We start from the raw sequence: 24,317 nt of genomic DNA, 5'->3' as shown, positions 1-24,317 counted from the left end.
TCGTACTCAACCGTGCCGCCGAAACCAGCAGGTGACGACGCAATCGCATAACACTTCACAATTCAAAGCATTTCACGGCGCGCAATGCCCTTTTCGTGTCGCACGACTTTGATTTCAAGGCGGAAAATCAAGTCGTGCGACAACACTTGATAAAGAAATACCCCCTAACTATCATTTTCCGTTGAAAACCAGCGAAAAATAAGAGTTAGAGGGTATGAAAGCCAGCACGCTTGTCGCACAACTTTGAAAAATGCCTCCAAAATCAAATTCGTGCGACGACATGACGGCTCTTAAGCGGGAACGTTCCTGTCGCCCCTGCTATCAGAGCGCGGCGTTGAAGTCGCGCACTTTCAGCGTGCGGTGAGAAGCCTCGACGTTGCCACGCACAATACGCTGCAAGGCGTTGTCCGCGTCCTTATGGGAGGCGAGCCAGGCGTCACCCAGCTCCACGAGCTTCGCCGGATCGGCATAGCCCGGATACAGGCCTTCGAGCAGCGCTTCCGCCATGTGGAAGGTCTTGTGCTCCCAAATCCAGTCGGCGACCTCGAAATACTTCTCGGCGTACGGTTCGGCCAAGTCGGCGCGCGGGGTGGCTGCGAAGCCACCGGCCACAGCCTCAAGCTGCATGTTGGTCAGCTCGTCGTTGTGCAGGGCCTCGTTCCAAGCCCATGCCTTCGCTTCGGCGGTACCGGCCACGGCGCGTGCACCATAGGCGAACTCACGGTTCTCGGTGGTTTCGCGCTTGGCCAGTTCGGCGTCGATTCCCGCCTGGTCGATCGCGTTGACGGTGCTCAGCGCGTTGATGATGGTCCAGCGGAAGTTGTTGTCGATTTCCAGACCGTCGAATGCCACGGAACCGTCGAGCAGGCCCTTCGCGTTGGCGACGAACGCCTCGTCGCCCGGCTCGCCGTAGCCCAGGTAGGCGGTGACGAGCTGGAACTGTTCGTCGGAGCCGGCCTTGGCCTGACCCGCCAGCTTGAACAGTTCGGCGGCCACATGCTTCACGGTCTCGGCACGCTCTGCCGGAGCGGTGTAATGCCATGCGGTGGTGCTGACCTGTGCCAGCGCGTAACGGAAGGTGGTGGACTCGTGTTCGGTGGCGAGCGCGGCCAGCGAGGTGTCGATGAACTGGCGTGCCGGCAGTTCGCCGTCGCGGGTCATGTCCCACAGGGCGAGCCAGATCACGGAACGGGCGAGCGCATCGTCGAAGCGGTACAGGTTGCTTGTCGCGAATGCGAGGCTCTTGTCGTCGAAACGCAGCTTCGTGTAGGTCAGGTCGTCGTCGTTCACCAGAATCAGCGACGGACGTGCCTTGCCGGCGGCAGCGTCGACGACCGTCAGTTCGCCGTCGACGTCCAGTTCGAAACGGTCGGTGCGCACGATCTTGCCGGTTTCCGGATCCTCGTTGTAGAAGCCGACGGCGAGACGGTGGGCGCGCAGCACGGGATGCTCGGCCGGAGCGGTCTGGCGCAGGGCGAGACGCTTGATGGTGCCGTCCTCGTTCTCTTCGACTTCGGTGGCGATGGTGTTGATGCCGGATTCCTCAAGCCACTGGGCGCTCCACGCCTTCAGGTCGCGGCCGGAAGTGAGTTCCAGTTCGGCGAGCAGGTCGGCGAGGGTGGCGTTGGAGTAGGCGTGCTTGTTGAGGTAGTTGTTGATGCCCTTGAAGAACTTCTCACGGCCCACGTAGTACACGAGCTGCTTCAGCACGGAGGCGCCCTTGGCGTAGGTGATGCCGTCGAAGTTGACGTAGGTGTCGTTGAGGTCGTTGATCGGGGCGACGATCGGGTGGGTGGTGCTCAGCTGGTCCTGACGCAGCGCCCAGCTCTTTTCGCCGGAGCTGAAGGTTGCCCAGGCGTCCTTCCATTCGGTGGCTTCGGCGGTGGCGAGGGTGGACGTGAACTCGGCGAAGGATTCGTTGAGCCACAGGTCGTTCCACCACTTCATGGTCACGTAGTCGCCGAACCACATGTGGGCGAGCTCGTGCAGCACGGTGACCACACGGCGTTCCGCGTAGGCGTCGGTGACCTTGGATTCGAACACGTACTGGTCGCGGATGGTGACCATGCCGATGTTCTCCATGGCGCCGGCGTTGTACTCCGGCACGTAGATCTGGTCGAACTTGGCGTACGGGTACGGCACGCCCCAGGTCTTGGCGTAGAAGGCGAAGCCTTTCTTGGTGATGTCGAACAGGTAGTCGACGTCCTTTTCGAAGGCTTTGGCGAGCGCCTGGCGGCAGTACATAGCCATCGGCACGGTGCGGCCGTCCTCATTGGCGTATTCGGTGTGCCATTCGGCGTACGGTCCGGCGCAGATGGCGGTGAGGTAGGAGCTCATGGTTGGGGTCGGCTCGAACACCCACAGCTTGGTGGTTTCGGCGGCGTGATCGCCGAGCGTGCCTTCCTCGGTGACGGTTTCGTTGTCGGTCACGGAGGAGGTGGGCATGTTGGACGTGACGATCCAGGATTTGGCGGCGAGCACGGAGAAGTCGAACACGGCCTTCAGATCGGGCTGGTCGAACACGGCGTAGACGCGACGGGCGTCCGGCACCTCGAACTGGGTGTACAGGTAGACGTTGCCGTCGGACGGGTCGACGCTGCGGTGCAGGCCTTCGCCGGTGTTGGAGTACTGGCACATCGCCTTGACGGTGACCTCGTTGTGCTCCTTGAGGTTCTTCAGTTCGATGCGGCTGTCGACGTACGCTTCAGCCGGGTCGAGGGTTTCGCCGTTGAGGGTGATTTCGCTGACTTCGTTGGCGATGAGGTCAAGGAAGCTTGACTCCCCCGGCTTCGCGTCGAAGGTGATGGTGGTTTCGGAGCCGAAATCCTTGGCTCCGCGGGTCAGGTCAAGCTTGACCGTGTAATGGATTGGCGCGGCGATGATGCTTTTGCGTTCTTCCGCTTCGATTCGGGTGAGGTTTGCTCCTGGCATGTCACTCCTTCTTTCTGGTAACAGAAGGCGGCGCGATCAGTTGTGCCGATCACGTCGCCTTGATTCAATTTATGGTAAATTTACGGCTTATTTCGCGGCGTTCAGTCCCATCGCGTCGTCCACGTCCTGCGCGATGTCGGCGACGACGGGGACGATCATCGGCTTGCGGTGCAGCTGTCGTGCCACCCAGCCGCCGAGCGTGCGTCGCATGATCTGCTGCAGCTTGTAGGTGTCGCGCGTGCCCTGCATCATCGCGTCCTGCAGCTGCTCGACAATCTGGTGACGGACCTTGTCGAACTCGCTTTCGTCTTCCGCGACCGCGTTGAGGTAGATCTTCGGGCCGGTGATGACATCCGCGGTTTCGGTGTCGACGACCACGAAGCTGGACACGAAGCCTTCGGTGCCGAGGATGCGGCGCTTCTCGAGTTCTTCGTCGGTCAGTTCGCCGACGGAATCGCCATCGACGTAGACGTAGCCGCACGGCACGGAGCCGACGACCGCGGCCTGGCCGTGGTACAGGTCGACGACGTCGCCGTCTTCGGCCAGCACGACGTTCTGCGGATCGACGCCGGTCTTGACGGCGATCATGCCGTTGGCCACCAAGTGGCGGTTTTCGCCGTGGATAGGCATGGCGCACTTCGGCTTGACGATGTTGTACATGTACAGCAGTTCGCCTTCGTTGCAGTGGCCGGAGACGTGCACGGCGGCGTTGTCTCGGTTGACCACGCGGGCTCCGAGCTGCACGAGCTTGTTGATGACCTTGTAGACGCCATGCTCGTTGCCTGGGATCAGGGAGCTGGCGAGGATCACCGTGTCGAACTCGTTGATGGTGATGTCGCGGTGGTTGCCGTCGGCGATGCGGCCGAGCGCGGCCATCGGCTCGCCCTGGGAGCCGGTGCACATGTAGACGAGCTTGTCGTCCTGCACGTCATGGGCCTGCTTCAGGTCGATGACGGTGTCCTCGGGCAGACGCAGGTAGCCCAGATCTGCTGCGATGGACATGTTGCGGACCATGGAACGTCCGACGAACACGACCTTGCGGCCGTACTTGTGGGCCGCGTCGACGACCTGCTGCACGCGGTGCACGTGGCTGGAGAAGCTGGCCACGATGATCTTGCGCGTGGCCTGTGCGAACGCCTGGTCGAGCGCCGGACCGATGGAGGTTTCCGGCTTGACGAAGCCCGGGACCTCGGCGTTGGTGGAGTCCATCATCAGGAGGTCCACGCCCTTTTCGCCAAGCTTGCCGAATTCCACCAGATCGGTGATGCGGTGGTCGAGCGGCAGCTGGTCGAGCTTGATGTCGCCGGTGTCGATAAGCGAGCCGGCGGGGGTCTGCACGAACACGGCGAGCGCGTCCGGAATGGAGTGCGTGACGTTCACGAATTCCAGGTTGAACGGGCCGACCTTGAGCTTGTCGCGTCCCTTGACCTCGACGAGCGTCGGGTTGATGCGGTGTTCCTTGCACTTGGCCTCAACGAAGGCGAGGGTGAGCTTGGAGCCGATCAGCGGAATGTCCGGGCGGAGCTTGAGCAGGTACGGCACGCCACCGATGTGGTCTTCGTGGCCGTGGGTGAGCACGAGCGCCTCGACCTTGTCGAGACGGTCCTTGATGTAGTGGAAGTCAGGCAGGATGAGGTCCACGCCCGGCTGTTCCTCTTCCGGGAAGAGCACGCCGCAGTCGATGAGCAGGATATGCCCGTTGTATTCGACCACGTTCATGTTGCGGCCGATCTCGCCCAGACCGCCGAGCGGCACGATGCGCATGGAGCCCTTGCGGTACTTCGGCGGGGCGATCAGCACTTCGTCCTGCTGCGGCGCGGTGGATTGCGGCGCGGAATGCGACGGGCGACGGTTCGAACCGTTGCCGCCACGGGATCCACGGGAGCCTCCGTTGCGCGAGCCACCGTTGCCACGGCTGCGGGTGGAGGACTTGGCCTTCTTGATGGCGGTCTTCTCGGACTTCGCGGCCTTGGTGGTCTTGGATGCCTTGACTGCGGTTTCAGTGCGCTTGGCAGCCTTGCTGCCGCGCTTGTGTGTTGTTGTCTTTGTGGTTTCTTCTGTAGCCATTTCCTAGTTGGATTTCTATTACTAATTGTCTCCGCCTATGCGGAAACGAGGAATTTGGGTGCCTGCCGGCGTTCATGCGCGACAGGCCAGTCGCATCATGCGATTCGGTTCACAGCAGTCCCGCGGCGCGCATGCCCTTTTCCGCGCGCACGAGTTCCGCTTCGCCCGGACCGACGTTCGGCAGGCGCATTTCGGTGGAGTCGAGGATTCCACGCACCTTCAGCGAGGCCTTGGCCATCACGGCCTGGAAGCCATTGCCGTTCATCGCTTCGACGAGCGGCGCCAGCTGCACGGAGATGCGCTGCGCTTCGTGGATATCGCCACGATCGAACGCGTTGGCGAGGTCACGCATCGGGCCGGCGGCGGCGTGCGCGATCACGGAGATGATGCCGACTGCGCCGACGGACAGGAACGGCAGGAACAGGCCGTCATCGCCCGAATACCAGGTCAGGCCGGTTTCCATACGCTTGCGTACCGCGCCGGCGATGTCTCCGGTGGCGTCCTTGACGGCCTTGACGTGGTCGAGCTCGGCCAGACGGCGGTAGGTCTCCAGCTGGATGTGCAGTCCGGTACGGCCCGGCACATCGTAGATGATGATCGGCTTGTCCGCGGAATCGTTGACCGCCTTGTAGTGGCGGAACACGCCTTCCTGCGACGGACGGGAGTAATACGGGGCGACCACGAGCACCGCGTCGGCGCCCGCCTCCTGGGTCTGCTCCACCATGCGCACGGTGTGCGCGGTGTCGTTGGAACCGGCGCCGGAAATGACCGGCACGTCCACGACTTCCTTGACGGCCTGAACCAGCTCGACCTTCTCCTCCATGTGGGTGGTCGGAGATTCGCCGGTGGTGCCGTTGACCACAAGACCGTCGGCACCATCCGCCACGAGCTGCCTCGCCAGCTGTTGCGCGGCTTCGAAATCTACGGCTCCGTCGGCCTTCATGGGGGTGACCATGGCCGGAAGGATACGTCCGAAGGGAGCAGGATCGAGCAGATGCATTGTACCGTCGTCAGTCTTAGGGCTTGTCATACGGCTAACGGTACTTCCCTCTGCGGACGCTTTCGATTTCGCGAGATGCGAAAAGTCACATTTTGGAAGGCCTGCCGACGATGACCGCGACGACGCACTGCAGGAAAGCGACGAACGTGAACACCATCAGCGGCACATGGTGGCCGCCGGTGGCCTGGACCAGCACGCCGAACATAAGCGGGCCGAGCGACGCGATCAGATAGCCGAACGACTGCGCGACGCCCGACAGCACCACGGTTTCGGCGCTGTCACGGCCGCGCAACGCGATCAATGCGAGCGCCACCACCAGGGACGCGCCTTGCGCGCAGCCGCCGACGAACGCCCATACCGGCATGAGATGCGGCAGCAGCAGCATGCCGAGGCCGGCGATGAACATGGGGGCGCTTGCGGTAAGCGCCGCGCAGACCTGGTTGCCGCGCACGTTCATGAGTTTCGGAATGAGCAGGCCGGAGAAAATGCCGATGCCTTGGAAGATGAACAGATGCACGCCGGCGGTGGAGGCGTCGTAGCCGATGGACGCCGAGATGGACGGCATCCAGTTGGACATGGTGTAGAAGGCGGACGATTGCAGTCCCATGAAGGCCGTCACGTACCACGTCATCGGACGGCGCAGAACACGGGCGAACACGCCACGCGACGATTGGGAACGTGCGGATTGGGCGGAAGGCGAGTTCCGTACGGCGGCCGACGCGACGACGATCTTGCGATTGTGCAGGATACGCAACGCCCACAGCACGGCGACGACCAGCGGCGGCACACTCCAGAAGGCGAGTGACGCGCGCCAACCGCCCCACATCTGCGCAAGCGGCGCGGACAGCAAACCTGCGGTGGCGCTGCCGGCGGTGATGCAACCGGAATAGACGCCGGTCGCCATCGCGACATGGCCGGCATAGTCACGTTTCGCGATCACCGGCACAAGAACGTTGCCGACGGCGATGGCGGAAGCGAACACCACCGTGCCCAGCCAGATGCCAACGCCGCCGCCGAACGAGCGGATGGCGTCGCCCGCCGCGATGCACAGCAGGGCCAGCAGAATCGACATGTCGATGCCGATGCGGCGTGCAAGGAACGTGACCAGCGGGCTGACCACGGCGAAGGCGATCAGCGGAATCGCCGTCAATACGCCCTGCACGCCCTCACCCCACGCAAGGTCGGTTCCCATTTGGGCGAGGACCGGCCCGACGGCGGCGATGGCGGGCCGCAGATTCAGCGATACGAGGAAAATCAAAGCCACCCACAATCCGGTGGAGGACCGGTCGTACGCCAGCATGTTTCGTTTTGAATTCATTCCGTTCCCATTCCCGCTTCCACTTCCGTTTACCGCCGTTCCAACGGGACGTGCCGCGCCTAGATTTTCCCTATCAATCTTCAAGCTCATTGAGCGCATCGAAGCAATCGTTGATGCCTTCGATACGCGCGTGCACCTCGTCTTCGGTATCGACGAGGCATTTTCCGACTTCGTCCACCATCAGGGCGATCAGGGCGAACGCCGCGGTGAAGCTCGTCAGCACGTGGGAGTTCAGCACCACTTTGAAGAAGGCGACGTTACGGCCGATGACGGCGTTGCGCGCCGAAATGTCGCCAATCACCACCACGGTCAGGCCGCGCTCAAGCATCACGTCGATGAGCCGTGAGAAGAAGGGAAGACGCCGGCCCACGCCGATGATGACGATTACGTCGCCTGCCGCATAATCAACCAGATCTTCGGCTATGGACTGGCCTGGATTCGGCAGAATATCAACGTTTCCGCGTAGCCGCATCAGCTGTTCGCGCATGTGCAGCGCCACGGGATAGCTGCTGCGGTACCCGACCACCGCCACATGCGGGGCCGTGGCCATGGCTTGGCATGCGGATGACAGTTGCGCGCGGTCGATGCCTTCAAACGTGCGTTTCAGGCTTTCCTCGTCACGGCGCAGATGGTCGGCGACCAAATCGTCGCACTGGGTGTGCCGTGAAAGCTCCGGAGAGCCAGGACGATGGACGCGACGCACGTCACGTCTGAATTCGCCCGCGTTCGCATAGCCGAGCTTGCGGTACAGGCGGCTGAGCGTCGGCTGCGAGATGCCGCTCAACTGCGACAATTCCACGGAATTGCAGACCAGCACGTCGGTCAGATGACCCAGAATGAACTGCGCAGCCTCACGTTCCGTCGCAGTCAGCGAATCGAAGGATTCCCGGATGCGCGCCACCAAGCCGAGGTCCGCGGCAGCATTGCCTTCCTCGTCCATGGCGTCCTTCGAAGCCCCCATATTGTCTGAAAGCATAATTCCAGAAGTCACGCTCATCGCCCTTCCCTGCAGTACATTCTCACGCGGCGCATCCGCTCTCCTGACGATGCTACCCCTTGCTTTCCGGGTTTCACCAGGTTTGGCCACCGACAACTGTTACGACGAATGAAGAATTTCAGATGCCGTAAGCACTGAAATGCATCCATCACAGGCAATGGCGGCGCCTCTTGGCAACGCGACCCACCATCAGGAGATGACCGACCATGGCAAAAACAGCTTACCCCACACAATCAACATCGCATATCGGGCGGATTCGGCATAGAAGAAACGGTGCCAAACCAGCGAAATGGGCGACTAACGCGGCAACAAAATCCCCGACTGCTGCGAACACTGTTGAACGCGTCATCGCGCCCGGCCGAATGCGAGGCGAACGCGGTGCGCAAGATCGTACGGCTGGTGGCACGCACCGGCTGCCGCACGCATATTCTGCACGTGTCCAGCGGTCTGAGCGTGGACGTGCTGCGGCGGGCGAAGGCCGAAGGACTGCCGGTCAGCGCGGAGACCTGTCCGCATTACCTCACGTTGGATTGCGACCATATTCCCGACAACGCCACCGCGGTCAAATGCTGTCCGCCGATTCGTGATCTGCATGAGCAGGACGCGCTATGGGCGGGGCTTGCCGACGGCACGTTGGATGGTGTCGTCACCGATCATTCCCCGGCCAGCGCGGATATGAAAGCCGGCACGCTCGCCACCGCGTGGGGTGGCGTTTCCAGTCTGCAGGTCGGATTCCGCGCGGTGTTGACGGGTGCGATGCGGCGCGGCTTGAGTTTGGCCGACGTCGTGCGGTGGATGTCGTGCAACACCGCACGGCTTGTGGGACTTGACGATCGTGGCGATATAACGCCGGTATTGCGGGCCGATTTGGCGATTATTCGCCCGTACGAACGGTTTGTTGTGGATGCTACCGCTTTGGAAAGCCGCAATCCGATCTGCGCCTGCGATGGCATGACGCTTAACGGCGTCGTCACGCGCACGTTTGTAGCGGGGCGGGACGCGCTCTCCGGAGTGCGGGAGGGGAATCTTATCGTTCGTCCGTGAATCGGAATCCGTAAATCAACCATTCAACAAAAATCCCCAACCCGCCGACGGCCGGATGTCATTCGATGTCGGCAGATTGGGGACGGACGAGAATCAGGTCTCAGCCCAGGTAGGCGGCCGGGTTCTGGGCGAACTTGTCGGCGCAACCGGGGTTGCAGAAGTAGTAGGTGACGCCGCCGTATTCGCGGGTCGCGGCCGCGGTGGCCGGATCGACGCTCATGCCGCAAACCGGGTCCTTCGCAACGTTCGCCGCGGAATCGCCCATATTCGAAGCCATGCCGTGGCCGTCATGACCGCCGCAGCAGTGTCCGGCGCCCATCGCGCCCATGTTCTCGGCTTCCTTCTTGGCCTTGTGATCGCTGAACAGTCCCATGATCGTTCCTTTCCGACTGTGCTGGTTGCCATTATTTTTGCTCGGATCGGGCTTGCGTACCCGATACGTCTTGTTTTTCGCCGCCTCCGCGTCCGGATCGAACAGGCGCAGCCGGCTTGCGTTCGTCACCACGCACAACGACGAGAACGCCATCGCGGCGCCGGCGATCATCGGATTCAGCAGCGTTCCGGTGAACGGATACAGCACGCCGGCCGCGATCGCGATGCCGATGCTGTTGTAGCCGAGTGCGAAGCCGAGGTTTTGCGCGATGTTGCGCATGGCGGCGTGCGTCAGGTCGAGCGCATGCACGAGCCCCATGAGCGAGCCGCGCATCAGTGTCACATCCGCGGATTGGATGGCCACGTCGGTGCCGGTGCCGATGGCGAAACCGACGTCGGCTCGGGCGAGGGCGGGCGCGTCGTTGATGCCGTCGCCGACCATCGCCACCGTATAGCCTTGCGATTGGAGTTTTGCGATTTCGTCGGCCTTGCGTTCCGGCCGCACGCCGGCGATCACATGACGTTCGTCGATACCGACCTGGCTTGCGATGGCGCGTGCGGTGGTCGGATTGTCTCCCGTGAGCATGACGGCTTCGACGCCACGTTTGCGGAGCAGTTCGATGGCTTGGCGCGAGTCGGCTTTCGGCACGTCGGCGACGGCGACGATGCCGGCGAGATGGCCGTCGATGGCCGCTAGGATCGGCGTTTTGCCTTGCTGTGACAGGAGTTCCATGTCGGCGATGATGGCGTCGAGGTTCGTATCGTGGATGGTCTCGGAGGCAATTTCGGAGGTATCGGACGTAATGTCGGGCATGTCGACGTCAAGGTCGTCGATCAGGTCGGTGTTGCCGACGGCGACGGTGTGCGGCAGACCGCGGAAGGTGACACGCGCGGTGACGCCACAGCCGGCAATCGCCTGAAAATCGGTGGTTTGCGCGAGTTCCGCAACGTCCGCGACGTCGGCTTTTTCCGCAGCTGCGGCAACGATCGCAGCAGCGAGCGGGTGTTCGGAATCGCGTTCGGCGGCGGCGACAATCGTCAGCAAATCATCGGGACGCCGATGCCACACGCCCAACGGCAGCACATCGGTAAGGGTGGGTTTGCCGGCGGTGATCGTGCCGGTCTTATCCAATACGACGGCATTGACTTTGCCGCATGTTTCCAACGCTTCGGCGGAACGGACCAGCACCCCCATGCGAGCCGCGCGGCCAGTCGAGACCGTCACCGACAACGGAGTCGCCAGACCGAGCGCGCACGGGCAGGCGACCAGCAGCACCGACACCGCGGCGACCAGCGCGTGCGTGACACGCGGGTCAGGGCCGAACGCGAACCACAATGCGCACGACCATACGGCGACGAGCACCACGATCGGCACGAATATGTCGGAAATGCGGTCCGCCAATCGCTGTACGGGAGCCTTCGAGCTTTGCGCGGCACGCACCATGCCGATGATCTGCGCGAGCACGGTGTCCTTGCCGACTTTCGTGGCGCGGTAGCGCAGCGAGCCGCCGCCGTTGATGGTGACGCCCGTCACTTCGCTGCCCTCGGTTTTGGCGACCGGCATGGCTTCGCCGGTGATCATCGACTCATCCACGGTGGAGGTGCCGGATATGACGATGCCGTCGACCGGCAGCTGCTCGCCGGGGCGGATGGCGATGATGTCGCCGACGCGCACGTCATCGATGGCGATGCTGGTTTCCTTGCCGTCTCGCACCACGCGGGCGGTTTTCGGTTGCAGACCCGCCAATGCGCGCATGGCTTCACCGGTGCCTTTGCGGGCGCGCGCTTCGAGCAGCTGGCCGACAAGCATAAGCGTGACGACCACACCGACCGCTTCGAAATACGGTTCGCGCGCGTTCTCGGGCAGGACGTTCGGTGCGAAGGTGACCACGCAGGAGTAGGCGAATGCGGCCAGCGCGCCGAGGCTGACGAGCGCGTTCATCTCCGGCGAACGGTGGGCGATCGCGGCGAAACCGCTGCGGAAAATCGGCAATGCCGCATAGCCGACGATTGGCAGCATCAGCAGGAACTGCAGCCAGTTCGGCATCGGATACAGCATGAGCATGGTGGAGCCGAATACCGGAATCGTGCAGACGGCCGCCACGATAAGACGGGTGATGAGGGCGCGAATTTCCGATTCCAATCCGCGCGATTTGCCCGAATCACCCGAACCGGACGTTTGGACGGCGCCTTTTTGCGCGCATTGCACGCCTGTTTCCGCGGAACCGGATGCGTGGGCACCGTCAGCAGTCGCGCGAATGTCCGAATTGCCGGAATCGGACATACTGGCGCCGACGGAACCAACCGCGGAACCGGCGGCGGCACCGACACTTGCATGCTTTCCCGGCAGTATGCGCAACGTGCCGTGCAGCATGTTCATACCGCATGCGAAGGGATACTCGCCCGGCTGGTCGGGATGAAGCGTCAGCGTGGTCGTGCGGAAGGCGGGCAACGCAAGATCGACCCCGAAATCGGAGAACACGACATGCGACGAGCATTCGCCGTCTTCCTTGCGATCGAAGATCAGCCGCAACGGCACGCCGGCTTCGGCTTCGATGACGGCCGGGCTGTACCCGCCTTTGACTTCGACGACCGCTTCCTGCACGCCGTCGCGCAACGGCGCACGATACGCTTTGCGCGGTGCGAAGAAGAACCACAGCACGCCCGCCGTGACGAGCAGCGCCATAATAAGCGCGATTGCGATGTGCATATTCCAGCCGCCTTCCGTCCGTGATTGGCCTTCGATTTCGGCAAACACCATCACAATATACCCCTATAGGGTATATTGGCAAGAGGGACGAGCAACCTTCAGCCGTAGATAAAATTTTCAGCGCAGCGAGGAGGACGATATGAACGTCACACAACACGGGTACGCAAGCGACCAGAAGAGGATCATCGCACGATTGAATCGCATCGAAGGGCAGGTGCGAGGCATTCGGCAGATGACGGAAAACGGCGAATACTGCATCGACATTCTGACGCAGATTTCCGCAGCGGACAGCGCGCTGAAGTCGGTGGCGCTACTGCTGCTCGACGACCATCTGCACCATTGCGTCGCCAAAGCCGCGGCGGAGGGCGGTACCGTTGCCGACGAAAAGCTGGCGGAAGTCAGCGCCGCCATCGCACGCCTTGCCAAGTAATCGGAACAGATCCGCCATAAAAAACTGCCGACGGAAGACACATGCACCCGTCGGCAGTTTGAAAAAAGAATTACGGTTACAGGTCGAGGAAGTGGTCGAGGCCGACAGTCAGACCCGGGTAGGTTCCGGTGGAGACCTTGCGCACGGCCAGCAGCACGCCCGGCATGAAGGAGATGCGGTCGAAGCTGTCGGCGCGGATGGTCAGCTGTTCGCCGGAGTTGCCGAACAGCACCTCCTCGTGGGCGTTGAGGCCGCGAAGACGCACGGCGTGCACGTGGATGCCGTCCACCACCTGGCCGCGGGAGCCGCCGTCGGTTTCGGTGGCGTCCGGAACCGGGCCGAGACCGGCCGCCTTGCGCGCTTCGGCGATGCCCTGCGCAGTGTGGAAAGCGGTGCCGGACGGAGCGTCCACCTTGGTCGGGTGGTGCAGTTCGATGACTTCCGCGGATTCGAAATACGGCGCCGCGACCTTTGCGAAATGGTCGGCGAGCACCGCGGAAATGGCGAAGTTCGGCGCGATGAACACGCTCTGGCCCTCACGCGGGGCCGCGGCGAGCGCGGCGCGCACCTGGTCGAGCTTCTCTTCGGTCCAGCCGGTGGTGCCGACCACCACGTCGACGCCCTGCTTGACGAGGGCGAGCACATTGCCCAGCGACACGCTCGGCACGGTGAACTCCACCACGACGTCGGTGTTTTCGGGGGTGATGGCGGTCAGGTCGTCACCTGCGTCGAGCGCGAGCGCGAGTTCGGTGTCGGCGGCGGCATTGACGGCGTCGACCACGTGCGAGCCCATACGGCCTTTGGCGCCGACTACGGAAACCTTGATCATTGCAGCTCCTTGATGTTTTCGCGGGCGCGCGCATGCCGTGCGCGCTTGCCGCGCGCATAATCGCATGCGTTTTCACACATGTTTTTGAATCACGCGCCCACGTCCATAACGTGTTCCACTTACGAATCTAAAGAGACGCTTCGACGCGCCAGCAGCCAGCCAATCAGCGCGAACGGAATCGAACAGCCCACGAACACGGCGGGCAGGCTCAATCCCACGCTTGGATTGAAATGGTCGAGCACGATGCCGGTGATCATGGAGCCGAACGACGCGCCCATTGTGCCGGCGGTGCTCACCCAGGACAGGCCTTCGGTGAGCGATTCCTCGGGCACGGTCTCCTTGACGAGGAGGTTGCCGGAGGCGAATACCGGCGAAATGGTCAGGCCGGTGAGGATCTCCACCAGTCCCATCACGATCAGGTTGCCCTGGCACAGGTGGATCACCACGAAGCCGACGGTCATCAAGGCGAGGAACATGATCATGTGACGCCAGCGGGAGCCTTTGAGCTCGCGCGAGCCGAAGACCAGCGCGCCCATGCAGGAGCCGACGGCCAGCATGGCCAGCTGCACGCCCAGCACGGAGTCGAGGTGCAGCGATTTCATGACGGCGGTCATGGACGTGTCGAACGCGGTGAACGCCATGTTGAACACGATGAACACGGCGAGGAGCGGCAGCACACCCGCATAGGTGAGCACGTTGCGTTTCCTGCGGTCGCGATCGCCCGTCTTGAGCCGATCCAAATCGAAACGGTCCGCGGAAACCGCGGCACCAGCGGCACCGCCGGCCGCCAATCGCACGTCAGCATCGTCCGTACCGGCCGCGACGACCGTGATTTCGCGCAATACCGGCGGTTGAGTGTCACGCAATGCGAAGAACACGGCACCGCCGAATGCGCAGGCGAGGGTCGGCACGAACAGCTGTGATACGGGATGCACGGACGCGGCCAGGAAAGCCGCCAGAATCGGCCCGAAGATGAACACGATCTCGTCGATGGCGGATTCGAGCGCATACGCGGTGTTGAGCAGGTCCTCCTTGTCGGCGCGGTCGAGCACGTACGCCCAACGGGTGCGCACAAGCGCGCCGAACGAGAACTGCGTCATGCCCATGACCACGGCAAGCACGAACAGCAGCGGAATCGGCACGCGCATCAGCGCGGCGAACGCGAAGCCCAGCATGACGATGATCTGCACCGTCAGGATCACCGGACCGACCTTGCGCTGGCCGAACCGGTCGAACAGGCGCGCGTACAGCGGCGTGACCGCGGCGGTGGCGAGCACGTACGCGGCGCTCATCACGCCGGCGATCGTCCAATTGTCGTACATGTGGTTGAGCGCGAGCACGATACCGAGGCCCATCATGGACATCGGCAGTCGCGCGATGGCTCCGGACACGCAGAACGCCTTCGTGCCGGGAATGCGGAAAAGCTGCGCGTATGGCGATTGCGTTTTCTGCGATTCGTGCGGTTCGTGCAATTGCGATTGCGGTTTCGCGCCCGTCACGCCGTCACCTTTCCCCGGTAGATGAACATGTCGTCGAACAGTGGCGGCACTTCGCCGTCGGCGCTGCCGCCGAGCCGGGCGACCGTCTCGCTTGCCGTGCGGTGCGCGATGCAGTCCAACCCCTTGTGGTCGTAGAAGCTCACGTCGCAGTCGGAATCGGTGTGCAGGTAGAATGCGGGCACGTCCCATGCGGCGAAATGCTCCTGCATGCGTCTCCAAAGCTGCCCGCCCACACCGTGGCCGCGCACGTCGGGATTGACGATGAACAGTTCCAGCTCGCCCATGGTGGTTTCGTTGGCGCGCCCTTCGCGTTCCAGATCGAGTTCCACCGAGAAGCCGGATTTCAGCGCCGCCATATGCTTGGCGGCCTCCGGATCGGCGTCGATGCGGCGTTCCAAGGCCTTCATTTCCTCGCCGACTTCGATTTCGTCGAGCTGCGGCGCCTCGCCGGCGACGCGGATGAACGTGACGCCCGCGAGTGTGCCGTCGGCGGCGAACGCGCCGTTGGCGAACGTGGTCGGCAGCAGGTAGTGCAGCACGAAATATCGGGAGATCAGCCGCGACATGTCCGCGCCGACCTTGTCCACATCCTGCGGCCAGGTACGGTCGAACAGGTCGACCACCGCGTCCAGATCGCCCCAGCCGATGGGACGGAAGACGATTGCCGATGCGTTGTTTGTTCCGGCACCCATGCCGGCGTTCGGGATTGCGGTTGCGCTGTTCGCAGCCATATCAAACACTCCTTAACTGTCGTTGCGTCCGGCATGTGCGCCCGCCCACACATGCTGCACGAGGGTAGCGGCGTTCCTCCACAACGCTGCCTGCATAGCGGTTTCTCCCGCAGGCAGGCCGGAAAGCGCCGCTCCCCCGCTTTCTTCGGTCAAGGAGCCATTGCGCACCGGCACTAGTCGTTGTCGGATTGCTGCGGAATTCCGTAGCTCAACTCGGCAAGGATCTCTTCTTCTGTTTTGTCGAGGGCGTCAAGCTCCCGATCGGCCTCGTGAGGCTCACTCACATAGTAGAGACAGGCGTCGATTGCATCCAACGGCACCCCTTCCATCGCCGCGAGCAGCAGGCGGTACAGGTCGAGCTGTGCGAGCTTCTCCTTGATTTCGTCCGGTTTGCGTGGTTTTACGCCGGTTTTCCAATCGACCACGGTGTAGCGTTTCATCTCGTCCGTTTCGTCGAGACCGCCGAAGAACACCGCGTCGAGTTTGCCGTTGACGATGGTGCCGAGCTGGGACATGTCGACGACGAGCTGGCGTTCCGCCCATGCTGGACGTCGTTTTGCCCACGGCGAAGCGACGAGACGACGCTGCCAAGCGGCCAGTTTCCGTTCGTCTCGCAATTGGGCGTCCTGCGATGGTGCGTCCTGCGATTGCACGCCGCCGTTGTCCGCATCGACTTGCGTATCACCTATCAATGCGATCAGTTCCGCACGCGACTGCGCGGCCATACCGGCAGCACCTTCCGTACCACCGATGCCGTCGACGTCCGCATCCGCCATGATGAAACGCTCAGCCCATGCGTGGAACCGCGTGCCGAGCTGTGCCGCCGGCGAGGCGACGTGCGGAATCGGACGGACCAGACCACGCCAGTAGGCGCGGGAGTCACGCTCGCCCATGGAGCCGGCGCGCGCTTGCAGCGAGGTGACGTTTTGGCGGCCGGCAGCAAGGATACGTTCGCCTTTGGCACGCACGGCCTCGTCGAAGGCGTCCTGCGATTCGCCTGCGTCAGCCACGTCCGGTTCCGGCATGAGATGTTCGTCGGCGACGAGCAGTTTGGCGAGACGCAGCAGTGAGTTTCCGGTTTCCGGCGATGGCGTGGCGGATTCATCGGCAACGTCGCCCTGCGTTCCCGTGGATTCAGCGATATTCGGTTCGTCGGATTCGACGGCACGTACCTGTTCGGCCGCGGCACGCAGCCTGTCGGCGACATCGGCGCTCAGATCGCACGGCCAAGGCAAAGTATGGTCGTCCGAGACCGGTTCGAGCGGCGTGTTCCACGCATCGCCCACCACGGCATTCTCGAAATCGCGGGCGTGTTCGCCTACGAAATAGCCGTCGGGCAGGTCAAGTCCCAGCGTGTTCGGGGAGCCGTCCACATCGTCGGACAGGCTGTCCGGTTCGCGTACCGCGGTGACGATTCCGTTCATCGAATCGCGCGTCTCCAGCCAGAAATTCGACGGCGCGGCGCTTTTCTTTCCCTCCGCCAGGCGGGAGTCGCGGCTCGTCTCGTTGCATCCGCTGTATACGAGCAGCGCCTCGTAGCGGGCGCGCGTCAACGCCACGTAGGCGAGACGGCGTTCGTCGGCGTGCAGTCGGCGGCCGTATTCCTCCTGTTGCGTCAGGTACAGGCTTGCCGGATCCATTCCTTCCATATCGTCGACGGCCATGGTTCGCAAGGTGCCGAACACCTCGTCGTCGATCACTTCCGCATCGTCCAATCCGTCGAGCGATTCCACGGGATTGCCCCCGATGGGCGCGTCGTGCGGGAATCGTGGCAGGATATCCGCGTCGGCGCGCACCGGAACCGGCACCGCGGACGGGTCTTCCAGCCAAGTGTGGGCTTTTTCGAAGTATTCCGGCGGCTCCCATACGCCGTCGCGCCGACCGCCCGGATGGTCTTCGTCCGTTTTGACGCTCAGGTGGTCGCCTTGACTGGACGGGAAGGTGCCGTCGCGCATGCCGACCACGGCCACGGCGTCCCATTCCAGGCCTTTCGACTGGTGCACGGTCATGAGCACCACATCGACGGGGGTATCTGGTGCGGTGGCGTTGTCGTCGGACACGTCACGCAGCGAATCCACCCACGAGATGAACGCGCGCAGGCTTGGCGTGCCCTGCGCGGCGATTTCCTGCAAGTAGGTGTCCACCAGAGACAGCATCGCGTCGAGTGACGAAGCGGCATGCGATGTGGCACGATTGCCGGCATCCGGATGCCGCATCCGTTCGGCGAGCAGCAGGTCGATGTCCAGTCCGAGCGCGGTGATGGCCGTGCGTACCACTTCCGGCAACGGATGGCCGGCCGTGCGCTGCACCTGTTGGATGACGCGACCGGCGTGGATGACGCTCGCGGCTCCCGTACGGCTCAATACGCCGTCGACGAGGTGCCGCAGATCGCCGCGCAGCAGCACGTCGATCAGGAAGACGGCGTTGGGCACTTGGTCGCGGTAGGCGCGCACGGTGGCGCGGATGTCGGCGTCGGACGGATTCGCATCCGCCTCCACGATGCCGGCCGACACGAGCGCGCGGTAGCGTTGCGCGGTGTTGAGCCGTTCGGCGATGCCGGCGAGCGCCTGCAGATCGTCGGCGGACAGGCCGAATCGTGGCGTGGCGAGCAGCCGCATGAGCGCGGCGCTGTCGGTGTGGTCGCATACGACGTGCAGCAGGGCGAGGATGTCTTTGATTTCGGGACGTTCCAGGAGTGCGGCCTGGCCGACGACGAGTGTGGTGAGGCCGGCTTGTTCCAGTGCGTCCTCGTAGGCTGGCATCTGCGTTTTGGAGCGGAACAGGAGCGCCACGTGCGGACGGTTGTCTTTGGCTCCGTCGGCGAGCTCGTTTTCGGTTGGCGTGTGCAGTGCGATCGCTTGTTTGGCGAAGCGTACGATGGCGTCGATTTCCTGGCCGAATGTGGCGTAGCCGAGCACGCCGAGCGTACCTTCGGGGGCGTTGTCGATATTGGCGAGCGGGGGCACGTCCACTTCGCGCATAAGCGAACTGCCGCGACGTCTGGCGGGCAGGCGCAATGGTTTCGTCAGATTGTTGGCCGCTTCGAGCACCATGCGCGAGTTACGTCGGGTGACGGTCAGCGTGTAGGGCTTGTCGGTGGCGTCGTGGCCGAAGTCGTGTTGCAGCATGCGGAATGCGCCGGGGCTGGCTCCTCGCCATGCGTAGATCGATTGGAAGGGGTCGCCGACGGCGTTCACCGCGCTGCGATGGGTGGAATCGGCGTGGAACAGTGCGGTCAGGAGGGCCGCCTGCGTGGTGGAGGTGTCTTGGTATTCGTCGAGCAGCACGTGCGTGTAGCGTTTGCGGTAGGTGGCTCCGATGGAGGGGAATCGGGTGACGAGTTGGAATGCGGCGATGGTGAAGTCGCTGAATTCGGCCATGTTGAGGGCGCGTTTTTCGGCGTGGTAGTCGGCCACGAGGTCGAGTAGCAGGTCGCGTTTGCGGGCCGTGCCGGCCAATTGCGCGGTCTTGCAGACGCAGAGTTGGTGGCATTGGGCGCGGTATTCGCGCATGCGGGTTTCGAAGGCGGTGTCGGATTCCTTTTTCTTCTGTTTCGGAGCCTTGCCCACTTTCGGCTCGTCATCGGGAACGTCCTCGTCTTCAAGCGCTTTGGCCACTTGCGCCACGAACGCCTTATCCCATGCGCGCACGCGTTCCACGGCTTCGTCGAAGCTGGTGCAGTCGCTGCCGATCATGGCTCCTGCGATGGCGTTGGATAGGGTGAACACGTTGCCGGCGATGGTGGAGAATTTGCCGAGTTCGTCGCCGCCTTGGTCGAAGGCCATGAGCTGGTCCATGTGCTTGTCGAGCACGGTGTGGATGAGCTGCAGCGCTCCGGCTTCGCTCAATGGCTGCGTGTTTTGGTCGAAGCCGACGAGCAGGCCGTATTGGCGCACGATGGTTTGGAAGAACGCGTCATAGGTGGAGACTTCCGGTTTGAGGAAGGCGACGCGTGTACCGCGTCCGGCTTGGTTGCGTGTCACGGCAGCGGAGACGCGCGAAAGCAGTTCGGAGGCGGCTTTGCGTGTGAAGGTCAGGCCCAGAATCTTCTCGGGACTGATGCCCTGGTCGATGAGGGTGATGATGCGGCGGGTCATGGTGTAGGTTTTGCCGGAGCCGGCGCCCGCCACCACGACCACGTCCTCGTATGAGGGGGCTTGGATGACGGCGGCCTGTTCCGGACTGTCGGTGAATTTCGGCGTGGCGGCCGGCACAGTGCCCATCGCATCGCCCTTTGCTGTGGCCCCGTTCGTTGACATGCTTCCGTTCATACCGTTACTCCCGTTCATGCCACGGTCCTTTCGAATACGGTGTTCTGCTCGCCTTGGCAGGCCGGGCAGACCCCACTGCCGTACGTTCTGCAGTATCCGACATGTTCCGCGGTCGGACGCGCGGTGATGCGGGTGGCCCGGCTCGCCGCGGCCGCATAGAAGACGCGGGCGATCATGGTCAGCGACCATACCGTCATCTTCGACCGCGATTCCAGAAGTTGCTTCCAATGTTCTTCGCTGACCTGCGCCGGCCGTTCGACGTCGTCGAGGCCGCTGGTGAAGACGCTGGCCATTTTGGGCACGTATTTGCGGGGTATGAAATCGCCCGCGTTGATGCTTCCGCCGGCGAACAGCGCCTGCTGGTGGTACGCTTCGTCGCCTTGCCCTTTGCGTGGCGCGGGGGCCGCGTATTCCATGACGTGGAACAGGGCGCTTTGGGTGATGTCCGGCATGGTTGCGATCGCCTGCGCGCCGCGTTTTCCGCCGTGTTCCGGGAAGGCGAGGCCCAGCTGGTAGCAGACGAGCTGCAGGTCGCTGAACAGGGAGCGTCCGTTCGGCACTTTGCCGGTTTTGTAGTCGATCAGCCGTACCTGTTCGCGGCCGTCGGCGGTACGGCGGTGTTCAAGACGGTCGATTCTGCCCGACAGGCGTACGGTGAGCCGGTCGCTCATGCCGGTTTCCGGCCAGCCGCCGACGAGCGCGCCCATGATGGCGATGAGTTCGTCGCGGGAGATCGGAGCGTTGCCGTCGATGGCGTTGTAGGCGTCGAGGATGTCATCGAAGTCGAATCGCGCGGCGAACTGCCGTTCCGCTTCGGCATGGTCCAACGTTCCCACGGTGATGGTTTCGGTGTTGTTCGACGGGTATCCCGTACGGTTCGACTTGACGAAATATGTGGCGATGTTGCGCAATGCGACCGACGCCTTCGCGTCCTTGCCGAGCGCCTTGTACCGTTCCTCGGGGTCGTCGATGGCGTTGAGGTCGCCACGTAGGGTCTTGTATCGGCCGATCATCCATTGGGTGATTTCGTCGATGTTGTCCCCGTCGCTTACCGCGGTGTGGTTTTGGGGCAGGTCGAGGCCGGCTTCGGTGGCCTGTTGCGCGACGGCGTGGATGAGCGAGCCGAAGCTGGTGGCCGCGCTGCCCATGCGTGGGCCGGCGAAACGGTTCTCCAGCATCCAGCACACCGGGCACGCCCACAAACTGTCCACGGCGGATGGAGAAAGGGTGACCACGTCGGATTGGCCGTCCGTTTTTTCGATGGATTCCGGTTGTTCGATAAGCTTCGCCTTGTCGGCATGCTCCGTTTTCCCGTCAGATTCCATCTTGCCGTCGATTTCCGTCATATCGTCGGCTCCCGCATGTTCCGTAAGGAACGCCCAATTGTCGGGATTCGCGGCGGCGATGCCATGCGATGCCAACAACGCCAAGGCTTGCGCGGCATCGCGCGCTTGGGGGGAATCGGCCGGCGCATGGGCCAGCACGCTTCGCGCGGCGGCGACCAGGCCACGCGGGTCGGCCTCCAGTCCCGCGTATTCGCCGGCCTCGCCGACCGCCGTGTACACGCGTGTTTCCGCATCGGCATCCCGGTCGCGGTCGAACCATTCCGGCAGGTAGCCGTAGAGGAAGTCGGACGGCACATGGTCTTCGTTGAGGACCGCGCTTACCGTCACGCGCTCATCGGCGCGGGTGAGCGCCACAAGGAGGCTTTTCTGTTCGGAGGCGAGCACCGCGGCGAGCTGCGCGTTTTCGCGGCCTGCGGAAGTGACGATGTCGTCGGACAGTCGTCCATGCAGCATGATGTCGGCGAGCTCCTCCCCGCCAAACAGGGTGTTGCGCGGCGCGAGGTTCGGCCATTGGCCTTGTTGAAGCGCAGGCATGAACACGAGTTTCCAATGCTTTCCAGCCGCTCCGGCGGGCGTGGTGAGCGTCACGGCCTGATCGATCGGCGCGGTGTGTGCCAGGGAGTCGGCTTCGATGGCGAGCGCGCGGACCTGTTCGATGAACGCGTCGATGGTGTGCGCTGCCGTCACGCCGTTCGATTCGCCGCCGGACGCGTAGCTGAACAGGCGCATCGCGGTGTCGAGCCGGTCGTTGGCCGCGCGGCCTTCGGCGTTGTTGCGCAACGCCGTTTTCTGCCAGATTTCGGCTTTGCCGAACGCCTGCCATGCACAGTCGAGCACGTATTGCGGTTCGTGGGATGTCAGGCGTGCCTCCGACCGCAGGGTATCGTCGAGCGTTTTCCACAGGTGCGCGAAGGCTTGCGCTTGGGGGTCTTTGCGGCCCAGTACGGAGGCGATCGCGTCGAGCACGCGGTCGGTGTCGCCTTCCAATAGCAGGATGTACAGCGCGTTCATGCCGAAGGATGGTTCGTCCGCGTCCTCAGCGGCACGCTCTCCCGTCATCAGCCGGTCGTCGGTGTCGATTGCCGGCAGGCCCATGTCGGCAGCGTTTTCCGCGTCCGACGCCGATGCCGCCGCGCGTGCGGTGCGGAAGGTTTCGACGTAATCGTTCCAATCGTCGATCAGCTGTGACAGCAGCGCGCGTCCGGACGTGTCGGACGTGGTCGGATCGGCTGTATCGTCATGCAAAGCCGTGGCCAGCGAGCCGAGCGCGTTCATCGCCGATTCGACCACGCACAGCCGAGCCGGACGTTCGCCGGGGGTGGTGATCAACGGCGAGTTCATGATTGATGCGACGCGTGAGCGCACGTATGCGCCGGCCGTGTCGAGGTTCATGGACGAGGTGGCGATGCCTTGCCGTTTCAGTTCGGCCAGTTCGATCATGGAGAACAGGCCCTGCACGAACGGCTCGTCCTTGAGGGGGCGGGTCACGCTCGAATAGCGTACGGGCACGCCGTCGGCGCGTAGCCGTTCGCCGAACGTGCGCACGGTGGCGTTGTCGTGGGCGATCACGGCCATGTCGTTCCAGTCGCGGCCGTGTTCGAGATGTTCGGTTTTGATTTTCCACACCACGTCGTCGAGTTCTTCGACGGTGGAACGGTACATCGCGGCTTCAAGACTGCCGTCGTGCGTCTCCGGTATGGCGATGGCCGGCATTTTGCCGGGGCGGTTCGCCAGCGCGTCGTCGGTCGATTCCGTGCTGGCGATGGTCAGGCTCACGCGGCTCGCCACCGCGGCCAGGTCCGTGCCTTCGGCCATATGGGACGGTTCCAGCCGTACCAGTCGCGCGCCCAATCGCGATTGCGCCATGTTGAACAGATATTCAGGGTACGATCCGCGGAACGTCTGCACCGCCTCGTCGGGGTTGCCGACGAGCAGCAGACGCACGCCACGGTTGCGCAATGCGGTGAGAAAGTCGAAGCCGGCGAGTGTGGCGTCCTGGAAATCGTCGACGATGACGAGTTTCGGCAGGTCGGACGTTTCGGCTTCGCTCACGGCGGCCGCGGCGTCGATCATGAGCTGCGAGGCGTCGAGACGGTATTGGTCCAGATATGCCTCGTTGATGGCCTGGTTGTATTCGGCACGCAGCGCGAAGGCGAGCCGCCATTGCACGCGCAGTCGTTCGCGTCGTTCGTCGAGCGTGCCGTGCTCGTCGGCAGCGCGGGCGATCAGCATGTCTTCGAGTTCCGGTTTCGCGCCGATCTCGTTCATGCGGGCAAGCATGTCGCGCAGCTGGTTGGCGAAGGCGTCGGTGGCGTCGTCCACCACCATGCCCGACCAGTCGGCGACCACGAAGTAGGTGCGCAATAGCGCGCAGGTGGAGCATTCGTCGCCGTGCTCGGCATGTTCGGCATGCCTGGCGAGCACACGGCGGATGACCACGTCCTGTTCGGCCCCGTTGAGCAGTTTCGGCAGGGGTTGTCCGGCATGCGATCGCACGGCGGTCATGATGCGGAACGCGACGGCTGGCAGGGTGGTGACGGGGCGTGCCTGCGAGATCGCGGACAGTTCGCGGATCACGGTGTCGCCGAGCCGGTCGGCCACCTGTCTGCCGGAGACCGTCATCACGGCGTACGCGTCGCCATGCCGCTTCATCGCAGCGACCAGCATGTCCAGCGCGAACCGGGTCTTGCCGCTGCGGGGTGCCCCCGCAACCAATGTCGCGCCATCGAGATCGTCCACATCCATCATGTCTCCCCAGCTTAGCCGAACGGT

At 63.3% G+C, this 24,317-nt stretch carries 14 protein-coding genes; 2 read left to right on the top strand and 12 right to left on the bottom strand.

The window, feature by feature from the left end:
* Window positions 1–321: 321 nt before the first annotated feature.
* The 5 genes from pepN to KSX58_RS07800 form a co-directional block, all read right to left on the bottom strand.
* Entirely contained in the window at window positions 322–2,931 is a 2,610-nt protein-coding gene (pepN, locus tag KSX58_RS07820) for an aminopeptidase N (RefSeq protein WP_217752060.1), read from the bottom strand.
* 87 nt (window positions 2,932–3,018) lie between these two features.
* On the bottom strand, window positions 3,019–4,998 hold the full coding sequence (locus tag KSX58_RS07815) for a ribonuclease J (RefSeq protein ID WP_003806700.1): 1,980 nt from the start codon (window positions 4,996–4,998) through the stop codon (window positions 3,019–3,021).
* A gap of 109 nt (window positions 4,999–5,107) precedes the next feature.
* A complete protein-coding gene (gene dapA, locus KSX58_RS07810; protein WP_033500005.1) occupies window positions 5,108–5,998 on the bottom strand; it encodes a 4-hydroxy-tetrahydrodipicolinate synthase in 891 nt (296 codons plus the stop codon).
* 85 nt (window positions 5,999–6,083) lie between these two features.
* Window positions 6,084–7,316 (bottom strand): MFS transporter, encoded by a 1,233-nt coding sequence (locus tag KSX58_RS07805; RefSeq protein ID WP_237976472.1) that lies wholly within the window; start codon window positions 7,314–7,316, stop codon window positions 6,084–6,086.
* Between the two features lie 73 nt (window positions 7,317–7,389).
* Window positions 7,390–8,307: a MurR/RpiR family transcriptional regulator gene (locus KSX58_RS07800; protein WP_236836830.1), complete on the bottom strand. Its 918-nt coding sequence runs from the start codon at window positions 8,305–8,307 to the stop codon at window positions 7,390–7,392.
* 384 nt (window positions 8,308–8,691) lie between these two features.
* Between KSX58_RS07800 and KSX58_RS07795 the strand changes: the two genes are divergently transcribed.
* A complete protein-coding gene (locus KSX58_RS07795) occupies window positions 8,692–9,357 on the top strand; it encodes a dihydroorotase family protein (protein WP_021913168.1) in 666 nt (221 codons plus the stop codon).
* A 100-nt stretch (window positions 9,358–9,457) separates the two neighbouring features.
* Here KSX58_RS07795 and KSX58_RS07790 read toward each other — a convergent pair whose 3' ends face one another.
* Window positions 9,458–12,439, bottom strand: coding sequence for a heavy metal translocating P-type ATPase (locus tag KSX58_RS07790; RefSeq protein ID WP_217736143.1), 2,982 nt, complete (start codon window positions 12,437–12,439; stop codon window positions 9,458–9,460).
* A 139-nt stretch (window positions 12,440–12,578) separates the two neighbouring features.
* On the opposite strand from KSX58_RS07790, the gene KSX58_RS07785 reads away from it, so the two are divergent.
* Entirely contained in the window at window positions 12,579–12,869 is a 291-nt protein-coding gene (locus KSX58_RS07785) for a metal-sensitive transcriptional regulator (RefSeq protein WP_117762723.1), read from the top strand.
* 76 nt (window positions 12,870–12,945) lie between these two features.
* Here the strand turns inward: KSX58_RS07785 and dapB are convergent, their stop codons facing one another.
* The 6 genes from dapB to KSX58_RS07755 all read right to left on the bottom strand — a co-directional run bounded on the left by dapB (window position 12,946) and on the right by KSX58_RS07755 (window position 24,293).
* Window positions 12,946–13,698, bottom strand: coding sequence for a 4-hydroxy-tetrahydrodipicolinate reductase (dapB, locus tag KSX58_RS07780; protein WP_107646423.1), 753 nt, complete (start codon window positions 13,696–13,698; stop codon window positions 12,946–12,948).
* 119 nt (window positions 13,699–13,817) lie between these two features.
* Window positions 13,818–15,197, bottom strand: a complete 1,380-nt coding sequence (locus KSX58_RS07775) for an MFS transporter (RefSeq protein ID WP_217736144.1) — start codon at window positions 15,195–15,197, stop codon at window positions 13,818–13,820.
* A complete protein-coding gene (locus KSX58_RS07770; RefSeq protein ID WP_035011370.1) occupies window positions 15,194–15,928 on the bottom strand; it encodes a GNAT family N-acetyltransferase in 735 nt (244 codons plus the stop codon). The genes KSX58_RS07775 and KSX58_RS07770 overlap by 4 nt, the downstream gene beginning before the upstream one ends.
* Window positions 15,929–15,940: 12 nt before the next feature.
* Entirely contained in the window at window positions 15,941–16,081 is a 141-nt protein-coding gene (locus tag KSX58_RS07765; RefSeq protein ID WP_195229052.1) for a hypothetical protein, read from the bottom strand.
* Between the two features lie 20 nt (window positions 16,082–16,101).
* Window positions 16,102–20,151 carry an ATP-dependent DNA helicase gene (locus KSX58_RS07760; RefSeq protein WP_217736152.1) on the bottom strand — a complete coding sequence of 1,350 codons (4,050 nt, stop codon included), beginning with the start codon at window positions 20,149–20,151 and terminating at the stop codon, window positions 16,102–16,104.
* Between the two features lie 62 nt (window positions 20,152–20,213).
* Window positions 20,214–24,293 carry a PD-(D/E)XK nuclease family protein gene (locus KSX58_RS07755; protein WP_217736145.1) on the bottom strand — a complete coding sequence of 1,360 codons (4,080 nt, stop codon included), beginning with the start codon at window positions 24,291–24,293 and terminating at the stop codon, window positions 20,214–20,216.
* Window positions 24,294–24,317: the final 24 nt, after the last annotated feature.

Origin of the sequence: Bifidobacterium sp. MSK.17.10, from assembly GCF_019129655.1 — a bacterium.
Lineage (GTDB): Bacteria > Actinomycetota > Actinomycetes > Actinomycetales > Bifidobacteriaceae > Bifidobacterium > Bifidobacterium adolescentis.
This window is presented reverse-complemented; position numbering and strand designations above follow the sequence as displayed.

Bases quoted from the DNA above. Each gene is read 5' to 3' on its own strand.
- dapB (WP_107646423.1), bottom strand. From the start codon at position 13,698: ATGATCAAGGTTTCCGTAGTCGGCGCCAAAGGCCGTATGGGCTCGCAC.
- KSX58_RS07805 (WP_237976472.1), bottom strand. From the start codon at position 7,316: ATGAATTCAAAACGAAACATGCTGGCGTACGACCGGTCCTCCACCGGA.
- KSX58_RS07815 (WP_003806700.1), bottom strand. From the start codon at position 4,998: ATGGCTACAGAAGAAACCACAAAGACAACAACACACAAGCGCGGCAGC.
- dapA (WP_033500005.1), bottom strand. From the start codon at position 5,998: ATGCATCTGCTCGATCCTGCTCCCTTCGGACGTATCCTTCCGGCCATG.
- KSX58_RS07755 (WP_217736145.1), bottom strand. From the start codon at position 24,293: ATGATGGATGTGGACGATCTCGATGGCGCGACATTGGTTGCGGGGGCA.
- KSX58_RS07770 (WP_035011370.1), bottom strand. From the start codon at position 15,928: ATGGCTGCGAACAGCGCAACCGCAATCCCGAACGCCGGCATGGGTGCC.
- KSX58_RS07760 (WP_217736152.1), bottom strand. From the start codon at position 20,151: ATGGGCACTGTGCCGGCCGCCACGCCGAAATTCACCGACAGTCCGGAA.
- pepN (WP_217752060.1), bottom strand. From the start codon at position 2,931: ATGCCAGGAGCAAACCTCACCCGAATCGAAGCGGAAGAACGCAAAAGC.
- KSX58_RS07790 (WP_217736143.1), bottom strand. From the start codon at position 12,439: ATGCACATCGCAATCGCGCTTATTATGGCGCTGCTCGTCACGGCGGGC.
- KSX58_RS07785 (WP_117762723.1), top strand. From the start codon at position 12,579: ATGAACGTCACACAACACGGGTACGCAAGCGACCAGAAGAGGATCATC.